Origin of the sequence: Neptunomonas sp. (assembly GCF_016744175.1) — a bacterium.
Lineage (GTDB): Bacteria > Pseudomonadota > Gammaproteobacteria > Pseudomonadales > Balneatricaceae > Neptunomonas.
Genome location: NZ_JADGEV010000017.1, coordinates 20,212 through 38,291 on the forward strand (window position 1 = coordinate 20,212; position 18,080 = coordinate 38,291).

The following is an 18,080-nucleotide window of genomic DNA, read 5'->3' on the forward strand; positions in this document are numbered from 1 at the left end:
GTTAAGTAAGGATGACTATCTGGCCTGCTTTTATGAGCTTACGTTGGAAGGTGTTAATCCCGTTAGCTTTTTTGCTTATTCTTATTAACGTAGTGCTTTATAGTTATATTAATCAGCAGTTATCACACCAGTACGAAGCAACACGCGGCGAGTCTCATACTCGAAGCCTTAAGGCTTTAAATGGAGCATTAACAACGTCGTACCATAAGCTACTCGAAGTTGCTCAAACCATTTCAACTCTTACCCAATCCTCTTCTGAAGATCAAATTTTACAGGTTCAAAAAGCATTAGACATGAGCTTTACTCGCTTAGAGGCGGAAGGTGTTTTGGATAGTGCAGTTATTTTTGATCCTTCAGCCAAGCTTATTAAACGTTGGGGGCATCAAAATTCTTCATTTGATAATATTGTAGGTAAGGCTATTGAGCAGGAATATCCTGTACGTGATCTAGTTTGCTACAATCAATGTTTTCGTTATATTGCGATCCCCTTGTTAAGTGATGGAATTGTGAGTGGGGCTCTTGTCGTCGGCCGTGTTATCCAAGATACGGTTTTAGATTTTAAGCAATTAACGGGTGTGGATATCGGTATTGCCAAAAGAGTAGAGCAAGCAAGCGCAGACATCGAGAATTGGTCACTCAGCTTTACTCAGATGACACAAAAAAATCAAAATATTCAATTGCTCCGTTTGTTGAGTCAAACTGAAACGGCCTTCGTCATTGATAAACTGTACTCTGTGCGTGCATTTGGTCATAGCTATGGAGTTTTTTTTACGGTCCCTGAAAGTGTAAAATCTATAGACACTGTATGGGTGTTTGTTCAAGATGAAACCCTTAACAAAGAACGTTTAGACGAAGCGCAATTTCGAGTTAGGCTAGAAATAGCCATCGCTAGTCTTCTTATGGTGCTGTTAATCGCGATGGTAATGGGGAGTGTGACTAAGCGACTAAGGATTATATTGAAAACCTTAGCGGCAGGCTCTATTTCACAGAAAAACCAGATGATTTATCAAGCCTCTCTCGTTGATGAAATAGATCAAATACAACAAAAGTGTATTGAAATAAATGAGGAAGGCTCTTCTTTGAAAAAAGATGGCTTGGCAGCAGTCAAAAGCCTTGAAGAGCTAAGTGTTACTCAGCTTTCAGGAAGAGAGGTAGTCACTAACCTAACAAGCCATGCTAATAGTGTTGTTTTAACACAATCCATGGACGGACGAGTATTAACAACAAATGAGTTTGGGAAGCAGTTATTTGGCGAGTTTGAACATGATCCGGAGTTAACTTTTTCTGACTGCTTCTTAGCAGGGAAAAATAACCTTGCCGCAATCGATGATATGAATAAGCTATATATTGGTCGAGAAAGTCTTGTTTGTTTTGAAAGCCAATGTGTGGATCTTAAAGGAGGTTCGCAATATCTTTATTGGATTCATACCAGCATGGCGAGCAACCTAGACCGACCTACCATACTCTCTATTGGTATCGATATTACAGCCAACAAAAAAGCTGAAGAACGGCTGGCCTGGTTGGCCTTTCATGATCCTGTTACAGAAGTGGCCAATAAGCGACTTTTCTTACAGTTATTGCCTGAAATGATGGCAAGCAGTTTGGAGAATCAGCGCTCAATTGCCGTCTTATGTTGTGAAATTAAGAATTTAACAGATAACCACTTTTCGATAGATACCACCGGAGGTGATGTTACATTGCTTTCGGCTGCAGCGGATAGAGTTTCTGATTGTTTGCGTGGTGATGATGTTATCGCACGTTTTGGCGATGAGTTATTTATGGTTATCCTTAGTAGTATAAAAACTGAGAAGAATGCAGGCGATGTGGCAAGAAAAATTATTACTGCTTTTGATAAACCATTCTCTATTGATAGTTCAAATCATAAGGTGAACATTAATATTGGTATATGCACGTTCCCAAGTCAGTCAAATGATGTTGCTGAACTAGTTGAAAATGCCGAAACTGCAATGTACTTATCAAAAGAAGAGGGGGCAAACAACTTTAAATACTCTTGTGTAGAGCCGTCATAGCCCGCTAGTGAATATCTTTGAATATGTAATTTTAATGCGCTAAACCTAATGCAATAGCTCTTTCGCGGGAATACTCAAAAGTGTCGCCTTGTGACTCTGCCGTATAACGTTTTTCGTCGAGTTTTTGAAATAGTTGTAGCTCTTCATCTGGCATAAAGTGTAAGCAGTCACCCCCGAAGAAAAATAGTAAATCTCTTGGTAGAAGTGGCACTAGTTCAGGGTAAGAACGGATCCAGCGAGTTATTAAATTTTGGCCGTTTTCTATATAGCTTTCTTGAAACTCCGTTGTTTGGAGGATGAGCTCACTGAACAACTGCAAGAATTCACTCTCTTCAGTAGAGAGCTCCTCCTGACAGAACGGCGTAAACTGCAATATGTGATTATATGTTTGTTTTAAAAGGTCGATATGGAAGTCATGATAGTTGTTAGACATCTGGGATAACTCTGTTGCTTTTATCAAACCACTAATTTTACCTGATACAATACCGTAAATGTTGAAAATCTTATTCATTCCCTGTGCCGATTAAATAACTAGGATAAAGAAAAATGACAATAGCGCTATCAGTTAAAGATTTGCGTAAAGTCTATGGTAATGACTTTGAAGCCCTAAAAGGGATTTCCTTTGATGTACAACAAGGTGATTTTTTTGCTTTGCTTGGGCCTAATGGTGCGGGAAAATCGACCACTTTGGGTATCGTTTCTTCTTTAGTTAATAAAACCAGTGGCAAGGTTGAAGTCTTTGGGTTTGATTTAGAAAAAGACAAAGCGGAAGCCAAGCGAAGTTTAGGCGTAGTTCCGCAAGAATTTAATTTTAATATGTTTGAAAAAGTGGGTGATATTGTACGTACTCAAGCTGGGTATTACGGTATTCCTGTTGCGGTGGCTGCGCAGCGTGCAGAGTTTTATTTAAAAAAGTTAGGTTTGTGGGATAAACGAGATGATCGTGCTCAAATGCTTTCTGGTGGTATGAAAAGGCGTTTGATGATTGCGCGAGCACTTGTTCATGAGCCGAAATTATTGATACTGGATGAACCTACCGCGGGTGTTGATATTGAGTTACGGCGTTCTATGTGGGCTTTTCTACAGGAGATTAATGAGGCAGGTACTACTATTATTTTGACAACACATTACTTGGAGGAAGCAGAGAGTTTATGTCGAAATATTGCCATTATTGATCATGGGAGCATTGTTCATAACACATCAATAAAGTCGCTTCTTCAGCAGCTAACTACTGAAACATTCATTTTAGATGTGAGACCTGATCAAGTAAGCAGTGTTGTTATCGATGGTTACTCTGTGCAACTTGATGACCCTCACACGTTAGTTGTTCAGGTTAACAAAGGCCAAGGCTTGAATGACCTGTTTTCACAGCTAGAGAGCCAAAAGATAGAAGTAACCAGTATGCGTAATAAATCTAACCGGCTGGAGGAGTTGTTTGTTTCCATGGTTGAAAAAAATCTGGAGAAGAAAGAAGTATGAGTAATCAAGAATTATGGATTGCTTTTAGCACCATTGTTAGAAAGGAAATTAGGCGTTTTACCCGTATTTGGGCTCAGACACTCCTCCCTCCTGCTATAACCATGACCCTTTATTTCATTATTTTCGGAAATCTAATTGGTAGTCGCATTGGAGAGATGGGCGGCTTTAATTATATGGAGTTTATTGTTCCCGGCTTAATTATGATGTCGGTTATTACTAACTCATATGGAAATGTTGTATCTTCTTTTTTTAGTACTAAATTTCAGAGAAATATCGAAGAGCTATTGGTATCACCGACACCCAACTGGGTTATTTTGTCGGGTTATGTATTAGGGGGTGTTTCGCGAGGACTTGCCGTCGGTTTCATTGTTACTTTACTCTCTCTCTTTTTTACTAAGTTACAGGTTCATAGTTTTGGTGTGACAGTTGCTACGGTGTTAATGACATCCATACTGTTTTCATTAGGCGGTTTTATTAATGCCGTTTTTGCTAACTCATTTGACGATATTTCGATTATCCCAACGTTTATTCTAACGCCTTTGACTTATTTGGGGGGGGTGTTTTATTCAATCCAGTTGTTGCCTGATTTCTGGCAAGGTGTTTCACAATTAAACCCCATACTCTATATGGTTAATACATTTCGTTACGGCATTCTTGGCGTTAGTGATATTAATGTAGGTTTTGCTTTTACAGTGATTGTTTTATTTAACGTTGTGCTATTTCTGGTGGCATTAAAGTTGTTAGATATGGGTAAAGGGATTCGTCAATAATGAGTGAGCAAGATATTCTTGATCAGTCGCCGTTAGGCAATGAGACCGTTTATGTAAACGAATATACTCCGGATCTTTTGTTTCCTATTCAACGCGATACTAATTGGAAAAACCGTGGCATTGAGAGATCATCATTGCCATTTGTGGGTGAAGATATTTGGAATGGCTACGAGGTTTCTTGGCTTAATCTTAAAGGCAAACCTGTCGTTAGAATTGCTAGCTTTTTTATCCCAGCAGACTCTCAAAACATAATTGAATCAAAATCATTTAAGTTGTATTTGAATTCTTATAACTTGAGCCGGTTCGATAGTGATAGTGCCGTGATAAACCAGATGCAAAAAGACCTTTCTGAATCGGCGGGAGGGGCTGTTAAAGTTGAATTGTGCCACCCTGATCAAATGCCAAACTTGGGTCATTTCGAGGGCGAGTGTTTGGATGAGCTGGATATTGTGGTTGAAGACTACCGGCCTGCACCGAACTTGTTAAGTGTTGAGGGAAGTCAGGTTACAGAGGTATTGTACAGTCACCTATTAAAGTCTAACTGCCCTGTAACTGGGCAACCTGATTGGGCATCTATTCAAATCAAATACACAGGGTATAAAATTGATCAAGAAAACCTCCTGAAGTATTTTATTTCTTATCGTGAGCACGGTGATTTTCACGAGCAGTGTGTTGAAAATATCTTCATGGATATTTGGTCTCGATGCCAACCTAAGTCATTAACTGTTTATGCTAGGTATGTTCGTCGTGGAGGGTTGGATATAAACCCATTGCGTAGCAGTGAACCTGTTATATCTACCAATTTAAGATTAAGCCGGCAGTAAGAGGGTGAGTATATGGATGCAATTGAAATGCTGCACAACCGGGTATCTGTTCCGGTATTGATTGAGCCTGCTCCTTCTAAGGATCAGTTAAATGTAATGTTTACGGCAGCATTAAGGGCTCCAGATCATGCAGGGTTGCAGCCGTGGCGCTTCCTAGTGATCGAGGGTGATGCTAGAAATGATTTAGGCGAACTTTTTGTAAAAGCGATGCGTGCTAAGGGAAATGATCTTGCTGATGATAAAGCGGCTAAGCTTCAGAAAAAGCCAATGCGCGCGCCAATGATAGTTGTGGCTATTGCTAAAATACAGCAGCACCTGAAAGTGCCTGAAGTTGAGCAAATTATAACAGCAGGGTGTGCGACCCATAGTTTGATTCTAGCCGCTTATGCACAAGGCCTCGGTGCTATGTGGAGAACCGGTGAGATGGCCTTTGATCCTGTCGTGAAAGCGGGGTTAGGTCTACAAGCTCATGAACAAGTAATAGGTTTCCTTTATGTTGGAACGGCAAAGAGAATGCGAGAAGTTAATCAAATCAATGTTGATGGCGTGTTTTCTGACTGGAAAGGAAAAAGTTAATGCCTACAACATCAAATCCAGAGCAGTTTCTAGTCTGGCTTAAAACACAAATACCACTGCTTAACCATATGGGTTTAGGTGAGCTGGAGTACGATGGAAAACGGCTTGTTTTACCTGCCGAATTAGCTCCAAACATTAATGATAAAGGAACGGGGTTTGGGGGGTCACTAGCGACGTTAGCAACTATTTCAGGATGGTGTTTGACGACGCTGCTGTTGAGAGAGCAATCATTGGATTGTGATGTCATGATTCGTGATTGCGAGATGCAATATATAGCTCCTATAACAAATGATTTTTATGCACAGGTGGTGGTGCCTAGCACCTTAGACGTAGATAGTTTTTTATTACGTTTAAAAGAGAAGGGGCGTGCACGCCTGGCACTTGATGTCTCAATTAAGCAGAACGGTATTGTGGCTTTAAAAATGACAGGAAATTACGTAGCTATTCAACGCACCTAGACATGGTACTGATCACTCGTGACGTAAAATGAGCGATCAGTATGGCAATATGTTTTAGATAAATATTAAAGCTGTTTGGTACTTAAAATTAAAATAGGCTGAGTAGGTACATCTCGGTAGCGTGAGCGAGTGGTTGTTTTAACTTTTCCTATCGATTCTATAACCTCAATTCCTTTTATAACCTCTCCAAAAACTGTATATCCTGCGCGGTTTCCTACTGCGTCAAGATTGAGGTTGTCGACTAAGTTGATAAAGAATTGGTTCGTAGCACTATCAGGGTTTTGCGTTCTAGCCATAGCAATGGTGCCCCGTTTATTACTCAATCCATTGGTTGACTCGTTCTTGATTGGCTCGTGTACAGTTTTCTTTTTCATATCCTCTGTAAAGCCCCCGCCTTGAATCATGAACCCACTGATGACTCTATGAAACACGGTGTCTACGTACCCATCTTCGTTCACATATCGTAAGAAGTTTTCTACCGTTGCGGGTGCTTCGTTTTCAAAAAGTTCTAATGTAATACTGCCTACACTTGTTTCGAGCACTACTATGGGGTTCGTGCTTGTACTATCTGCACTAGATACTTGGCTGAAGAGAAGCACTGAAGTGATGAGTAGCAGTTTTTTGAATTGAGAAAACATAGATTCAAATGATCCTATCAAGAGTAAAAATTTAGGTAAGTTTACGTCAAAACAGGTACATGCAATAGTTATGGTTTTTACTTATTCACTATAAAGTCTAATTTGTTTTATGCCTTTTTTTAAATGTTGACTAGACTATCACATGAGAATTATGACGGAATGTGAATCGTATTAGATAAAGTGCATGTAGATGAATGTTTGAGCGATCGAGCTCTTAAGAGCATTTTTATACTCAGAGTAATTCTTACTATCAGATTCATTTTTTAAAATAATAAAGATTGTATTGGAGTATCTAGAAAAACTAGAGCTTTATGATGGGATAAAAATAGTCCTCATTAACGATCAAAATTTAAAATAACAATACGAATTGAGGCTTATTACCATGAGTGCGTTAAAGCTCAAACATAAAATGCTATTGCTAACTATCATACCTTTAGTGCTGGCTATTCTAGTCGTTATGCTAGTGGTTAACGTGAAATTGGGAGAGATGGGTGAGCGTGAAATAGCTAGTATCCGCTCAAGTATGATGCAAGCAAAACAAGAAACAGCAAAGTCTTTTATGGATATGGCACTCAGTGCGGTCAAACCCATTGTTGATAGAGCTTCAGGGCCCGACGATAGTAAAGCAAAAGAAAAAGTAGCTGAAATACTTAGGTCAATTACTTATGGTGAGAAGAAAGATGGCTATGTCTTTGTTTATGATTACTCCGGTACCGCAATTGCTATGCGGCCCAAGCCTGCTTTAGAGGGCAAGAACTTAATAAACCTTAAAGACCCTAATGGTGTCTATATTATTAAAGAGGTGATTAACAAGGCTAAGCAAGGAGGAGGTTTTGTTACTTATATTTGGCATAAACCTTCAAAGGATATGGATGTCAAAAAGCTTAGTTATGCCTTAGGGATTACAAAATTTGGTTGGATGTTAGGTACTGGTTTTTATATTGATGATATTGATGATGTGGTTGCCGATACACAGAATATCATTGACGCGAAAATGGCTCAGACCATGATGGTTATTGCGGGGGTTGGCGGAATATTACTTATTTTCTTTATTTTTGTTGCCTTGTATATGGCAGGGAAAGTAACACAGCCATTGCGTGATACTGCCGAAGCGCTGATTGATATCAGCCAAGGAGAAGGTGATTTAACACGTCGATTAAAAGTGGTTTCAAATGATGAAGTGGGTCAGGTCTCGCAGGGTTTCAATGATTTCGCGGATAAAATACAACATCTTGTAATTGATCTAAAAGAAGGCATTGCTGACCTATCAAACTCGACATCACAAATGAGTACTGTTGTTACTAAAACTCATTCAGATGTGCAAAAGCAGCGGCATGAAACAGCGCAAGCAGCGGCAGCTGTACATGAGATGGCAGCAGCGGTTCAGGAAGTGGCAGGTAATGCAGTAGGCGCTGCTTCAGCCGCTCAAGAAGCGGATAGTGAAACACTTAGCGGACAAAAAATTGTAGAAGACACCATTGTCGCCATAAAAGCTCTATCAGATGATGTGAATAAAGCATCTGATGTTATTGGCCAATTAGATGTCGATGCTGACAAGATAGGTAACGTTGTTAATGTTATTAAAGAGATTGCAGGACAAACAAATTTATTGGCACTAAATGCTGCCATTGAGGCCGCCCGTGCAGGAGAATTTGGACGTGGCTTCTCCGTTGTTGCTGATGAAGTGAGAACACTAGCAAATAGAACTCAACAAAGTACGCAAGAAATACAAAGTATGATTGAGCGATTGCAAGCGGGAGCAAGAGAGGCTGTTGGGGTCATGGATACCAGCAAGGCTCAAAGTGTGGCGACGGTTGAGAGGGCGGCGGAAGCGAGTGGATCATTAACGGTAATTACAGGCTCAGTGAGCACCATTACAGAAATGAACACGCAAATAGCCAGTGCCGCTGAAGAGCAGACGGCAGTCGCTGATGAGATTAGTAAAAATGTTCAGCAAGTAGCAGATATAGCAGAACACTCCGCGAGTAATGCGGACGCATTGTCTGACACGACAAAAGAGATGTCAGCCCTGGAGCAGCGCTTATTAAGAATTGTGAATCAATTTAAAGTGTAAATTTCGTAAAGCCTAATATGCCGGTAGCGTGATTCCATGCTGCCGGCATTTTTATATGGGCCAATTTTTTTATCCCGCACTAATTGTATAAAAACTCTTACGTAATGCTGAAGTATTTAGATTTTCATTAATTTGTTTTTGGCTGTATAGGTGTTTTTTGTACACACCGTTTGTAGTCTGTCGTTGTGATGTAAGTCAATGGAAAGCTGGATCAGTTTTAGCTATTTCGATTTTTATGACTAAGCTGTAAATAGAAGCTTGGTACTTGAGTACTTTATTTGAAGTTGAGAGAAGTAGTTACGAGTAATTATTACACAAGGGTAACCACTTGAGTTGTGGATAAAAGCCCATTCGGACAATGTTTTTGAAAGTAGTCAGCATTTTCGAAACCCAAAAGTCATAGGTTTCAAGTCGGGATAGATGGAACTGTTCTCATTAAAATGTAAAGTAATATGAGTTGAGGATTCCTACCATGAGTGCATTAAAGCTCAAGCATAAAATGTTATTGCTAACGATCATACCTTTGGTGCTGGCTATCCTAGTCGTCATGCTGGTGGTCAAAGTGAAGTTGGGTGAAATGGGTGAGCGTGAAATAGCCACCATCCGCTCAAGTATGATGCAAGCAAAACAAGAAACAGCAAAGTCTTTTATGGATATGGCACTCAGTGCTGTAAAACCTATTGTTGATAGAGCTTCAGGGCCCGACGACAGCAAAGCCAAAGAGCAAGTGGCGGAAATACTTAGGTCAATTACTTATGGTGAGAAGAAAGATGGCTATGTCTTTGTTTATGATTACTCCGGTACCGCAATTGCTATGCGGCCCAAGCCTGCTTTAGAGGGCAAGAACTTAATAAACCTTAAAGACCCTAATGGTGTCTATATTATTAAAGAGGTGATTAACAAGGCTAAGCAAGGAGGAGGTTTTGTTACTTATATTTGGCATAAACCTTCAAAGGATATGGATGTCAAAAAGCTTAGTTATGCCTTAGGGATTACAAAATTTGGTTGGATGTTAGGTACTGGTTTTTATATTGATGATATTGATGATGTGGTTGCCGATACACAGAATATCATTGACGCGAAAATGGCTCAGACCATGATGGTTATTGCGGGGGTTGGCGGAATATTACTTATTTTCTTTATTTTTGTTGCCTTGTATATGGCAGGGAAAGTAACACAGCCATTGCGTGATACTGCCGAAGCGCTGATTGATATCAGCCAAGGAGAAGGTGATTTAACACGTCGATTAAAAGTGGTTTCAAATGATGAAGTGGGTCAGGTCTCGCAGGGTTTCAATGATTTCGCGGATAAAATACAACATCTTGTAATTGATCTAAAAGAAGGCATTGCTGACCTATCAAACTCGACATCACAAATGAGTACTGTTGTTACTAAAACTCATTCAGATGTGCAAAAGCAGCGGCATGAAACAGCGCAAGCAGCGGCAGCTGTACATGAGATGGCAGCAGCGGTTCAGGAAGTGGCAGGTAATGCAGTAGGCGCTGCTTCAGCCGCTCAAGAAGCGGATAGTGAAACACTTAGCGGACAAAAAATTGTAGAAGACACCATTGTCGCCATAAAAGCTCTATCAGATGATGTGAATAAAGCATCTGATGTTATTGGCCAATTAGATGTCGATGCTGACAAGATAGGTAACGTTGTTAATGTTATTAAAGAGATTGCAGGACAAACAAATTTATTGGCACTAAATGCTGCCATTGAGGCCGCCCGTGCAGGAGAATTTGGACGTGGCTTCTCCGTTGTTGCTGATGAAGTGAGAACACTAGCAAATAGAACTCAACAAAGTACGCAAGAAATACAAAGTATGATTGAGCGATTGCAAGCGGGAGCAAGAGAGGCTGTTGGGGTCATGGATACCAGCAAGGCTCAAAGTGTGGCGACGGTTGAGAGGGCGGCGGAAGCGAGTGGATCATTAACGGTAATTACAGGCTCAGTGAGCACCATTACAGAAATGAACACGCAAATAGCCAGTGCCGCTGAAGAGCAGACGGCAGTCGCTGATGAGATTAGCAAAAATGTTCAGCAAATTGCAGACATAGCGGAGCATTCTGCTAGTAATGCGGATGCTTTGTCTGATACGACAAAAGAGATGTCAGCCCTGGAGCAACGCTTACTAAGAATAGTAAATCAATTTAAAGTGTAACTTTGCTTAAGCGCTAATATGCCGGTAGTGTGCACTCATGCTACCGGCATTTTTATGTACAACTACAATATCAAGAGCAACCAATAGGGAATAGATAAATGATGCAGTGGGATAAACTGCTAACGGTAAAACGTTATGGGCATGAATCGATGGGTACTCCTGAAATAGGGCGTAGTCATTTTCATAAAGACCACGACCGTGTTGTTTTCTCCAGTGCATTTAGGCGCTTAGGGCGTAAAACACAAGTACATCCACTTGTGTTGAATGATCATATTCATACGCGCTTAACGCACTCAATAGAAGTAGGTAGTGTAGGGCGAACACTGGGCATTAGGGTTGGTGAGTTATTAGCATCTAGTCTTCCTGAGTGGGCGAGTTCTCATGATATTGGAATGATCGTGCAATCAGCGTGCTTGGCGCATGATATTGGTAACCCCCCTTTTGGACATGCCGGTGAGTTTGCTATAAGGGACTGGTTTAAACAGTCAAAAGGGGCTGACTTTTTAAAACCGCTTTCAACATTAGAATGTTTAGATTTGGAAACTTTTGAGGGGAATGCTCAAGGGTTTCGAGTTGTTACCTGTATTGAAAACCACTTATATGATGGAGGGTTACGTTTAACATACCCGACATTAGGAACGTTGTTGAAATACCCTTGGACAGCAGAGCACGCGATAGGAAAAGGGAAGTTTAGTTGTTATTTAACAGAAAAAGATACACTGACCAAATTAGCTCATGAGTTAGGTTTAGTGCCACTAGGGCATAACTGTTGGAGTCGTCATCCCTTAGCATTCTTGATGGAGGCCGCTGATGATATTTGTTATGCGATATTAGATTTAGAAGATGCTATTGAGCTGAATATTCTTACTTTTGATGCCATTAAACCTATTTTGTTACAGTTGTGTGGCGATGCAGAGTTTGAAGATGGAATATTTTATAGCCAAGCGTCAGCAAGGCGAAAAATTTCCGCGTTAAGAGGGAAGGCGATGGAGAATATGGTTAATTCTGCAGTCGCTGCTTTTACAAAGCATTATTCATCAATTATGGCAGGACAGTATCAGGGAGAGTTATTACTAGATGGTGACTCAGGGGTAAAAGAAGGGCTAAGTGCAGCGAAAGCTTTAGCAAAGAACCAGATCTTTCCGGACACACGAAAGACCGAATTAGAAGTCGGAGCTTATAGTTGTTTAGGTATTTTGCTGGATGCTTTTTGCCATGCTGTGTTTGAGCAGTACCAAAATGGAAGCGCGGAGGGTTTAAGTTATCGTAGTGAAAAAATTATGAGCTTAATGGGGATTCATGCTCCAGATCCAAGTTGGACGTTGTATCATGCTTACATGAGGGCTCTGGATTTTATCAGCGGAATGACTGACAATTACGCCGCTTATTTAGCTAGACAAATTGGTGGATTATCCCGCTAGGAAAGAGAAAATGGCATCATTACAAGATCAGCTTAGTCGCTTGGTTTATTCTACAGAAGCAGGGGATGTTTGCCCTGATTGTAGAAAACCTCAAAAAGAATGTTGTTGTCAGGAAAATATCGATAGTGAGCGAATTGCTTCTTTGGATGGTGTGATTCGCATACGTCGTGAGACATCGGGACGAAAAGGGAAAGGGGTTACCACTGTATCAGGTGTCCCGCTTACAGGTGCTGAGTTAAAGAAGCTCACTAAACGACTGAAGCAACATTGTGGCACCGGCGGTGCTCTAAAAGATGGCGTGATAGAAATTCAAGGCGATCATAGAGAGAGTATTAAAACTTTGCTTGAGACGTTGAATTACACCGTAAAACTAGCAGGAGGCTAGGCTAAATGCCAAAGAAAAAGTGTAGACGTTGTCAGCAAATAAGAGTCGTGGCTATTGTATTCAGTATGGTCGCTATTTTGTTATTGATGATGATGGGTAAATCGCAAGCAGAAGTTTACAAATATACCGATGAAAATGGGAAACAAGTTTTTGTTGGAAGCCTGAGTCAGATTCCACAAAAATATAAAAAGAAGACGGAGCTTAACAAGCCTTCTGATGAAGTCAGTAACTCGAGTAATTTTTCTGCGAAGAATGAAAAAGCATCAAACTCCTTAAAAGCTCGTTCTAAAATAAGGCGTTTAGAACGTTTGATGGCTCAAATGGAAACGCCAGTCAAAATTGTAAGAAACCAAGTGCTGATACCTGTTTTGGTGACATATCATGGCAAGGAGGCGAATGTTCATATGTTGATGGATACTGGGGCCAGTGGTACTGTTTTCCATCGTGATGCACTGGCACGTCTGGAGGCTGCGAGCCAATCGGCAGGGTATGCTCGGGTAGCAGGCGGAGGGATAATCAGGGTAAGCAGCATAGAGTTCGATCGAATTAAGGTTGGGCCTTATAAAGCTAAAAACATTCGTTCATTTATTATCGATAATAAATCGCCTGGTGGTACCTTTGATGGTCTTCTGGGTATGGATTTTTTAATGAATGTTAAGTACGAAGTCGATTATCAAAGACAAGTGATTATTTGGAATCCAGAAGGCTACAAGGAGATGGAAGAGCGTCTAAAAGAGGCACAATCAACTCCTTGAATGTAGAGGTGTATCTTCTTATCTTTATTTTACTAAAGTGACTGCTCTGCTAATTTTAAATCTAGCGTGGCTTTGAGTAACTTAAAAAGACGGATCGCTGCATCGATTTCGTCTTTACGGTTAGTCAGGCTCTCTATGTTGAGTCCTAGAGGAATCCCTAAAGGTATACACGCTTCTATAATTTGTTCTAAATTACTGCGGCAAACTCGAATAGATTCAGCGAGTGGATTATGAGCTTCCAAAATACGGTAGCAGGTAGCTTCTGGAACAGAGATTCCCAACCATTCCATAAACTCTAAGGTTTTAGCACTACCACAAGGTGTAAAGGTCAGAATAACTCGTTGGGGTGTAATGCCTTGCTCTTTGCATTCACGGGCATAGCGGCTTAGCATATCGACCGTTGCTTGTGGATTATAGACTGCTTGTGATACAAAAAATGAGCATCCTTGAGCCCCTTTTTTTAGCAATCTTTTGTGTTCATCCCCTTTTTTAGCATGCCTTTCAGCGATAGTTACACCGCCCAAGTTATAATCTAATTGGTGCTCTGTAAGAGCATCATATGCATCATTTAAAGAGAGTTGTACTTTACCATCTGAGGATGGACTACCTACCATAACAATATCGCGAATTCCGTAGTCGTTCCACGCTTCTTCAAGCCATTGTTCGAAATCATGTCTATCTCGTTGAGAGACGCTTTTATAGGTAATAACTGGGTGGCTTGATTTTTCACGAATTAGGCGTGAATAATTTCTCGGGTCGTGTGTTTGCATAAAAGGGAACGGGCGAGGTTTATCAACTCGACTACTCTCATCTTGTATGTCGTAGACAATGACACCATCAAAATCGATAGCAGAAAGACGCCCCAGTAATTTATCAGCGATTTCATTGACTTGGTCCGAAGGGGTGTTATTCCGTGGTGGTGTAGTACCAATAAAGTAAACCCCTCGCTGCGGATCTGAGAAACGTTCTTTAAGTGATGAGTTCATAATTGCCTAGTGCTTCGTAATCATTAATATGTACCCAGTCTAACAGTGAATGTGATTCATGTGTTTGACTGAATAGATGAAATATTTTTGATATAAGTTGAGATATTTTAATGATGGATAGATGATGGTTCGTATATAAGAATTGGGAAAGGTAGATAATGGAAGTAAGTAAGCCAACATTTGATTTTACAGAAGTGAGCCGACAGATTGAAAAAGCATCGGGAAAGGGGTTGCCTCCGGTAGATAAATGGCAGCCCAAGCACTCTGGTGATATAGATATACGTATTTTACGTGATGGAACTTGGCTTTATAACGGTACGCCGATAGGGCGTATAGCGATGGTTAAGTTGTTTGCTACGGTTCTATGGAAAGAGAAAGATGCTTATTTTTTAAAAACACCTGTTGAAAAGATGAGAATACAGGTTGAAGATGCGCCTTTCCATTTTATACATGTTGAGAAAGTTGCTCATGAACGTGGAGAGGCGTTATGTTTTATAAGCCTTACCGGAGACAAAGTTATAGCGAGTGCTGAAAATCCTATTCGCGTGGAAACAGATCCCCTAACAGGGGAGCCGTCTCCGTATCTCTATGTGCGATTCGGTATGGAAGGCCTCATCAATCGCTCGGTTTTCTATAGTTTAGTAGAGATGGCTCATGAAGAATCTATAGAAGGAGTACTGCACGTTGTGATCCGTAGTGCCGGTGAATCTTACGTATTAGGGCGTGTTGAGTAGTTAACTTAACTTCCAGGGTTGTTTATCTTATTTTTGCGAGTAGGCTGTCTAGCTTATTTGCAAATGTCCTGCGGTCTTGTTCATTAAGGGATTTCGGTCCGCCAGTTTCTACTCCTGTATTACGCAAAGTATCCATGAAATCCCGCATGGAAAGGAGTTGGCGTATGTTCTCTGTTGTATATAACTCTCCTCGGGGGTTGAGCGCTATACCTTTGTTTTCGACCACTTCTGCAGCTAAAGGGATATCAGCGGTAATGACTAAATCACCTTCAGCTAGTTTTTGTACAATGTAATTATCGGCCACGTCAAAGCCAGCAGGTACACGAATAGCGTTAATTAGGGGTGTTGGCGGAGTGTTAATGAGTTGGTTAGCAACTAATGTCATTGTTGTATTAGTTCGTTCTGCAGCTCTAAACAGAATATCTTTAATGACGCGTGGGCAAGCGTCTGCATCAACCCAAATGTGCATAATTACTCCAGTAATTTAATATGTATCAGGAACCGCCATTCCTTTTTGAACGGCGTCTAGCGATTGCATTCTTTCCATCCAGTTTTTTACACTCGGGTAGTCATTTAGCGCAATTTCTTGCCACTCGTAACGTGCTGCCCATGGATAAATTGCAAAATCAGCGATACTTAGCTCATCAACAACATAATCTCTACAAGATAGGCGCTTGTTGAGTACGCTCCAAAGCCTTTGTGCTTCGTTATTATATCGATTTTTAGCATAAGGTACTTCATTGGGAGCAAAGCGGTTAAAGTGATGAGCTTGCCCAAGGAAGGGGCCAAACCCGCCCATTTGCCACATAAGCCATTCAAGCATTTCATACCGTTTACTAGGTTTTTTTGGAATGAACTTTCCTGACTTCTCGCCTAAATAAAGCAGAATTGCACCTGTTTCGAAAAGTGAGATCGGCTCTCCATTAGGACCTTGAGGGTCAACAATAGCAGGGATTTTATTGTTTGGGCTGATTTGAAGAAACTCCGGATAAAACTGCTGGTCTTTTAATATATCAACAGTAAAAGTCTGATATTCCTCGCCGATGGCTTCTAGCATGATGGATATTTTTCTTCCGTTTGGGGTTCCCCATGTATATAAATTGATCATTGTAATTGGCCTTGCAGACTGTAATGTTTATAAATATTGAGCAACTCGTCCTCACTGAAGGTCACGATAATCAATTGCTGGCCTGGGGTAATTAAGTTTGGATTCTGCCCAAGTAGGCCTTGTTCAAAGTTATATATATGGGTGCTAGCGACTTTCTCATGAAGTAGTTTTCCTAGGAAAGAGCTATTTCTATTGTTAAGAGTCTCGTCCGCTTCCTCTGGAATGGTCGTCTGAATGAGAGTGTTGCTATCTGATAGCTTGATACCTTGTGCGAAAGTATCAGTTAAGCCCTTTTGTAAGATACCCCAGATACCTTGCTCGTCATTCTGGTTAACTGCATGGATGTAAAATACTTTCTTTCCATTGCTGTCAGATTGCTTTAAAAGCTCTTTTAATTGAACGTGGGTACCAATTAAAGTGGTGCTATTAGCTGTGCTAGATAGGGTTGGTTTGTTATCGGTAGATGTGCTTTTTTGAGAGTTAAAAACAGGAAGGCTCACGCCAAAGGTTTGTACCGTATTGTTATTACTGATATCGGCACTTTTTCCAATTAAAAGTCGAGCATCAGCAGTATCTGGTAACTTGATTAATTGGTCTTCTGTAACAAAGTGGCTGGCGGTTGTCGCGTCAATTGATTTATCAGAATGCTCGGTAATCTTTTTGATATGAGTAAGCGCTTGGGCGTTTTCTTTACCACTTTCGGGGCTTGTTTGACTCATCTTCTGGGCAGGAGGCGCGGCATTGTCTGAGACATTTGTGGCAGTACTGGGTACAGTGGGAGGTAAATAGAAATAGCTTGTTATGATGATTCCCAGAAGAACGATAATCAGTAATATGCGAGTCATTGTCTCTATTCCCCATAGATATAAAATCCATTGTATTACATGACTCTAAAGCAGTTTCAATCTTGAATAAAGGGTGAAAACACAGAATAGTTATTTTAGCTGTATTGTTGCAAAACCCTTTATAAGGTAAACATATTATAAGTGAGTATCAGTATTCTGAGCAGTAGCTCGTATTATTGTTTTAGAAATGTATCAAGGGATATATCATTTTCTTAGAGGGGTGCGTATGAGAATCGATATTGATGAAGTGTTGCAGTTTTGGTTTGGTGATCTTGAAAATGGATTTCCTTTAACAAACAAAGACTCTCTTTGGTGGCAGGGTAGTGCGGAACTTGATAGGGAGATTGACTTGCTCTTTGGCGCTAAAGTTAGTGCAGCACTGCGGGGTGAGCTGGATGGATGGAAGAGTACCCCTAGGGGCAAGCTTGCTTTAGTTATTTTACTAGACCAATTTACACGAAATATTTATCGAGGAATGGCGGAAGCCTTTAAAGGAGATGATATTGCTAGAAAAATAGTGTTAGAAAGTCTTGAGAATGGACATGATGAAGCATTAGAGATTTCCGAGCGCATATTTTTTTATATGCCGCTAGAGCATAGTGAGTCACTTGAGGCTCAGGATTTGTGTATAGCTCGGCTAGAAGGCTTACTGTCTGAAGTTTCATTAAAAGAGCGACATAGGGTTGATTCTGCTATTGATTTTGCGTCGCAGCATCGAGATATGATTATACGCTTTGGTCGTTTTCCGCATCGTAATCAAGCGCTGGGGCGTGAGTCGACAGCAGAGGAACTGGCATATTTGCATCAATCGCATAACCGTTGGGGCCAATAGT

Annotated in this window: 19 protein-coding genes; 13 read left to right on the forward strand and 6 right to left on the reverse strand. The window is 40.7% G+C overall.

Features of this window, described 5'->3' with window-relative positions; genetic code table 11:
• The first annotated feature begins 11 nt into the window (after positions 1–11).
• Positions 12–2,030, forward strand: a complete 2,019-nt coding sequence (locus QZZ55_RS09785) for a diguanylate cyclase (protein WP_293267139.1) — start codon at positions 12–14, stop codon at positions 2,028–2,030.
• A gap of 31 nt (positions 2,031–2,061) precedes the next feature.
• On the opposite strand, the gene QZZ55_RS09790 is transcribed toward QZZ55_RS09785, so the two are convergent.
• On the reverse strand, positions 2,062–2,541 hold the full coding sequence (locus tag QZZ55_RS09790; protein WP_293267140.1) for a PA2817 family protein: 480 nt from the start codon (positions 2,539–2,541) through the stop codon (positions 2,062–2,064).
• Between the two features lie 35 nt (positions 2,542–2,576).
• Between QZZ55_RS09790 and QZZ55_RS09795 the strand changes: the two genes are divergently transcribed.
• From QZZ55_RS09795 to QZZ55_RS09815, 5 genes are read left to right on the forward strand one after another with little or no spacing between them, the layout of a single operon-like run.
• Entirely contained in the window at positions 2,577–3,509 is a 933-nt protein-coding gene (locus tag QZZ55_RS09795) for an ABC transporter ATP-binding protein (RefSeq protein WP_293267141.1), read from the forward strand.
• On the forward strand, positions 3,506–4,279 hold the full coding sequence (locus QZZ55_RS09800) for an ABC transporter permease (protein ID WP_293267142.1): 774 nt from the start codon (positions 3,506–3,508) through the stop codon (positions 4,277–4,279). Before QZZ55_RS09795 ends, QZZ55_RS09800 begins: the two co-directional genes overlap by 4 nt.
• Entirely contained in the window at positions 4,279–5,103 is an 825-nt protein-coding gene (gene queF, locus QZZ55_RS09805; RefSeq protein WP_293267143.1) for an NADPH-dependent 7-cyano-7-deazaguanine reductase QueF, read from the forward strand. The genes QZZ55_RS09800 and queF overlap by 1 nt, the downstream gene beginning before the upstream one ends.
• 12 nt (positions 5,104–5,115) lie before the next feature.
• Entirely contained in the window at positions 5,116–5,679 is a 564-nt protein-coding gene (locus QZZ55_RS09810) for a nitroreductase family protein (RefSeq protein WP_293267144.1), read from the forward strand.
• Positions 5,679–6,137 carry a YiiD C-terminal domain-containing protein gene (locus tag QZZ55_RS09815; RefSeq protein WP_293267145.1) on the forward strand — a complete coding sequence of 153 codons (459 nt, stop codon included), beginning with the start codon at positions 5,679–5,681 and terminating at the stop codon, positions 6,135–6,137. The genes QZZ55_RS09810 and QZZ55_RS09815 overlap by 1 nt, the downstream gene beginning before the upstream one ends.
• Before the next feature lie 65 nt (positions 6,138–6,202).
• Here QZZ55_RS09815 and QZZ55_RS09820 read toward each other — a convergent pair whose 3' ends face one another.
• Positions 6,203–6,775: a peptidylprolyl isomerase gene (locus QZZ55_RS09820; protein WP_293267146.1), complete on the reverse strand. Its 573-nt coding sequence runs from the start codon at positions 6,773–6,775 to the stop codon at positions 6,203–6,205.
• 382 nt (positions 6,776–7,157) lie between these two features.
• On the opposite strand from QZZ55_RS09820, the gene QZZ55_RS09825 reads away from it, so the two are divergent.
• From QZZ55_RS09825 to QZZ55_RS09845, 5 genes are all read left to right on the forward strand, one after another.
• Positions 7,158–8,849, forward strand: coding sequence for a methyl-accepting chemotaxis protein (locus QZZ55_RS09825; RefSeq protein ID WP_293267147.1), 1,692 nt, complete (start codon positions 7,158–7,160; stop codon positions 8,847–8,849).
• Between the two features lie 472 nt (positions 8,850–9,321).
• Complete coding sequence (locus tag QZZ55_RS09830) at positions 9,322–11,013, forward strand: methyl-accepting chemotaxis protein (RefSeq protein WP_293267148.1); 1,692 nt, start codon at positions 9,322–9,324, stop codon at positions 11,011–11,013.
• 98 nt (positions 11,014–11,111) lie between these two features.
• A complete protein-coding gene (locus tag QZZ55_RS09835; protein WP_293267149.1) occupies positions 11,112–12,434 on the forward strand; it encodes a deoxyguanosinetriphosphate triphosphohydrolase in 1,323 nt (440 codons plus the stop codon).
• 10 nt (positions 12,435–12,444) lie between these two features.
• Positions 12,445–12,819, forward strand: a complete 375-nt coding sequence (locus QZZ55_RS09840) for a translation initiation factor Sui1 (RefSeq protein ID WP_293267150.1) — start codon at positions 12,445–12,447, stop codon at positions 12,817–12,819.
• Between the two features lie 5 nt (positions 12,820–12,824).
• Positions 12,825–13,574, forward strand: coding sequence for an aspartyl protease family protein (locus QZZ55_RS09845; protein WP_293267151.1), 750 nt, complete (start codon positions 12,825–12,827; stop codon positions 13,572–13,574).
• Between the two features lie 32 nt (positions 13,575–13,606).
• Here QZZ55_RS09845 and QZZ55_RS09850 read toward each other — a convergent pair whose 3' ends face one another.
• Positions 13,607–14,560, reverse strand: coding sequence for a hypothetical protein (locus tag QZZ55_RS09850; RefSeq protein WP_293267152.1), 954 nt, complete (start codon positions 14,558–14,560; stop codon positions 13,607–13,609).
• A gap of 158 nt (positions 14,561–14,718) precedes the next feature.
• Here QZZ55_RS09850 and QZZ55_RS09855 point away from each other — a divergent pair, with 158 nt between their 5' ends.
• On the forward strand, positions 14,719–15,294 hold the full coding sequence (locus QZZ55_RS09855; RefSeq protein WP_293267153.1) for a DUF1285 domain-containing protein: 576 nt from the start codon (positions 14,719–14,721) through the stop codon (positions 15,292–15,294).
• Positions 15,295–15,316: 22 nt separating this feature from the next.
• On the opposite strand, the gene QZZ55_RS09860 is transcribed toward QZZ55_RS09855, so the two are convergent.
• From QZZ55_RS09860 to QZZ55_RS09870, 3 genes are read right to left on the reverse strand one after another with little or no spacing between them, the layout of a single operon-like run.
• Positions 15,317–15,763 (reverse strand): YaiI/YqxD family protein, encoded by a 447-nt coding sequence (locus tag QZZ55_RS09860; protein ID WP_293267154.1) that lies wholly within the window; start codon positions 15,761–15,763, stop codon positions 15,317–15,319.
• 15 nt (positions 15,764–15,778) lie between these two features.
• Complete coding sequence (locus QZZ55_RS09865) at positions 15,779–16,402, reverse strand: glutathione binding-like protein (RefSeq protein WP_293267155.1); 624 nt, start codon at positions 16,400–16,402, stop codon at positions 15,779–15,781.
• Positions 16,399–17,247: a hypothetical protein gene (locus QZZ55_RS09870; protein ID WP_293267156.1), complete on the reverse strand. Its 849-nt coding sequence runs from the start codon at positions 17,245–17,247 to the stop codon at positions 16,399–16,401. The genes QZZ55_RS09865 and QZZ55_RS09870 overlap by 4 nt, the downstream gene beginning before the upstream one ends.
• A gap of 226 nt (positions 17,248–17,473) precedes the next feature.
• Here QZZ55_RS09870 and QZZ55_RS09875 point away from each other — a divergent pair, with 226 nt between their 5' ends.
• Entirely contained in the window at positions 17,474–18,079 is a 606-nt protein-coding gene (locus QZZ55_RS09875) for a DUF924 family protein (protein WP_293267157.1), read from the forward strand.
• Position 18,080: the final 1 nt, after the last annotated feature.

Coding starts and splice junctions, on each gene's coding strand:
- QZZ55_RS09865 (WP_293267155.1), bottom strand. CDS start 16,402: ATGATCAATTTATATACATGGGGAACCCCAAACGGAAGAAAAATATCC.
- QZZ55_RS09795 (WP_293267141.1), top strand. CDS start 2,577: ATGACAATAGCGCTATCAGTTAAAGATTTGCGTAAAGTCTATGGTAAT.
- QZZ55_RS09830 (WP_293267148.1), top strand. CDS start 9,322: ATGAGTGCATTAAAGCTCAAGCATAAAATGTTATTGCTAACGATCATA.
- QZZ55_RS09800 (WP_293267142.1), top strand. CDS start 3,506: ATGAGTAATCAAGAATTATGGATTGCTTTTAGCACCATTGTTAGAAAG.
- QZZ55_RS09850 (WP_293267152.1), bottom strand. CDS start 14,560: ATGAACTCATCACTTAAAGAACGTTTCTCAGATCCGCAGCGAGGGGTT.
- QZZ55_RS09840 (WP_293267150.1), top strand. CDS start 12,445: ATGGCATCATTACAAGATCAGCTTAGTCGCTTGGTTTATTCTACAGAA.
- QZZ55_RS09810 (WP_293267144.1), top strand. CDS start 5,116: ATGGATGCAATTGAAATGCTGCACAACCGGGTATCTGTTCCGGTATTG.
- QZZ55_RS09820 (WP_293267146.1), bottom strand. CDS start 6,775: ATGTTTTCTCAATTCAAAAAACTGCTACTCATCACTTCAGTGCTTCTC.
- QZZ55_RS09870 (WP_293267156.1), bottom strand. CDS start 17,247: ATGACTCGCATATTACTGATTATCGTTCTTCTGGGAATCATCATAACA.
- QZZ55_RS09785 (WP_293267139.1), top strand. CDS start 12: ATGACTATCTGGCCTGCTTTTATGAGCTTACGTTGGAAGGTGTTAATC.
- queF (WP_293267143.1), top strand. CDS start 4,279: ATGAGTGAGCAAGATATTCTTGATCAGTCGCCGTTAGGCAATGAGACC.
- QZZ55_RS09845 (WP_293267151.1), top strand. CDS start 12,825: ATGCCAAAGAAAAAGTGTAGACGTTGTCAGCAAATAAGAGTCGTGGCT.
- QZZ55_RS09875 (WP_293267157.1), top strand. CDS start 17,474: ATGAGAATCGATATTGATGAAGTGTTGCAGTTTTGGTTTGGTGATCTT.
- QZZ55_RS09860 (WP_293267154.1), bottom strand. CDS start 15,763: ATGCACATTTGGGTTGATGCAGACGCTTGCCCACGCGTCATTAAAGAT.
- QZZ55_RS09790 (WP_293267140.1), bottom strand. CDS start 2,541: ATGAATAAGATTTTCAACATTTACGGTATTGTATCAGGTAAAATTAGT.
- QZZ55_RS09855 (WP_293267153.1), top strand. CDS start 14,719: ATGGAAGTAAGTAAGCCAACATTTGATTTTACAGAAGTGAGCCGACAG.
- QZZ55_RS09815 (WP_293267145.1), top strand. CDS start 5,679: ATGCCTACAACATCAAATCCAGAGCAGTTTCTAGTCTGGCTTAAAACA.
- QZZ55_RS09835 (WP_293267149.1), top strand. CDS start 11,112: ATGATGCAGTGGGATAAACTGCTAACGGTAAAACGTTATGGGCATGAA.
- QZZ55_RS09825 (WP_293267147.1), top strand. CDS start 7,158: ATGAGTGCGTTAAAGCTCAAACATAAAATGCTATTGCTAACTATCATA.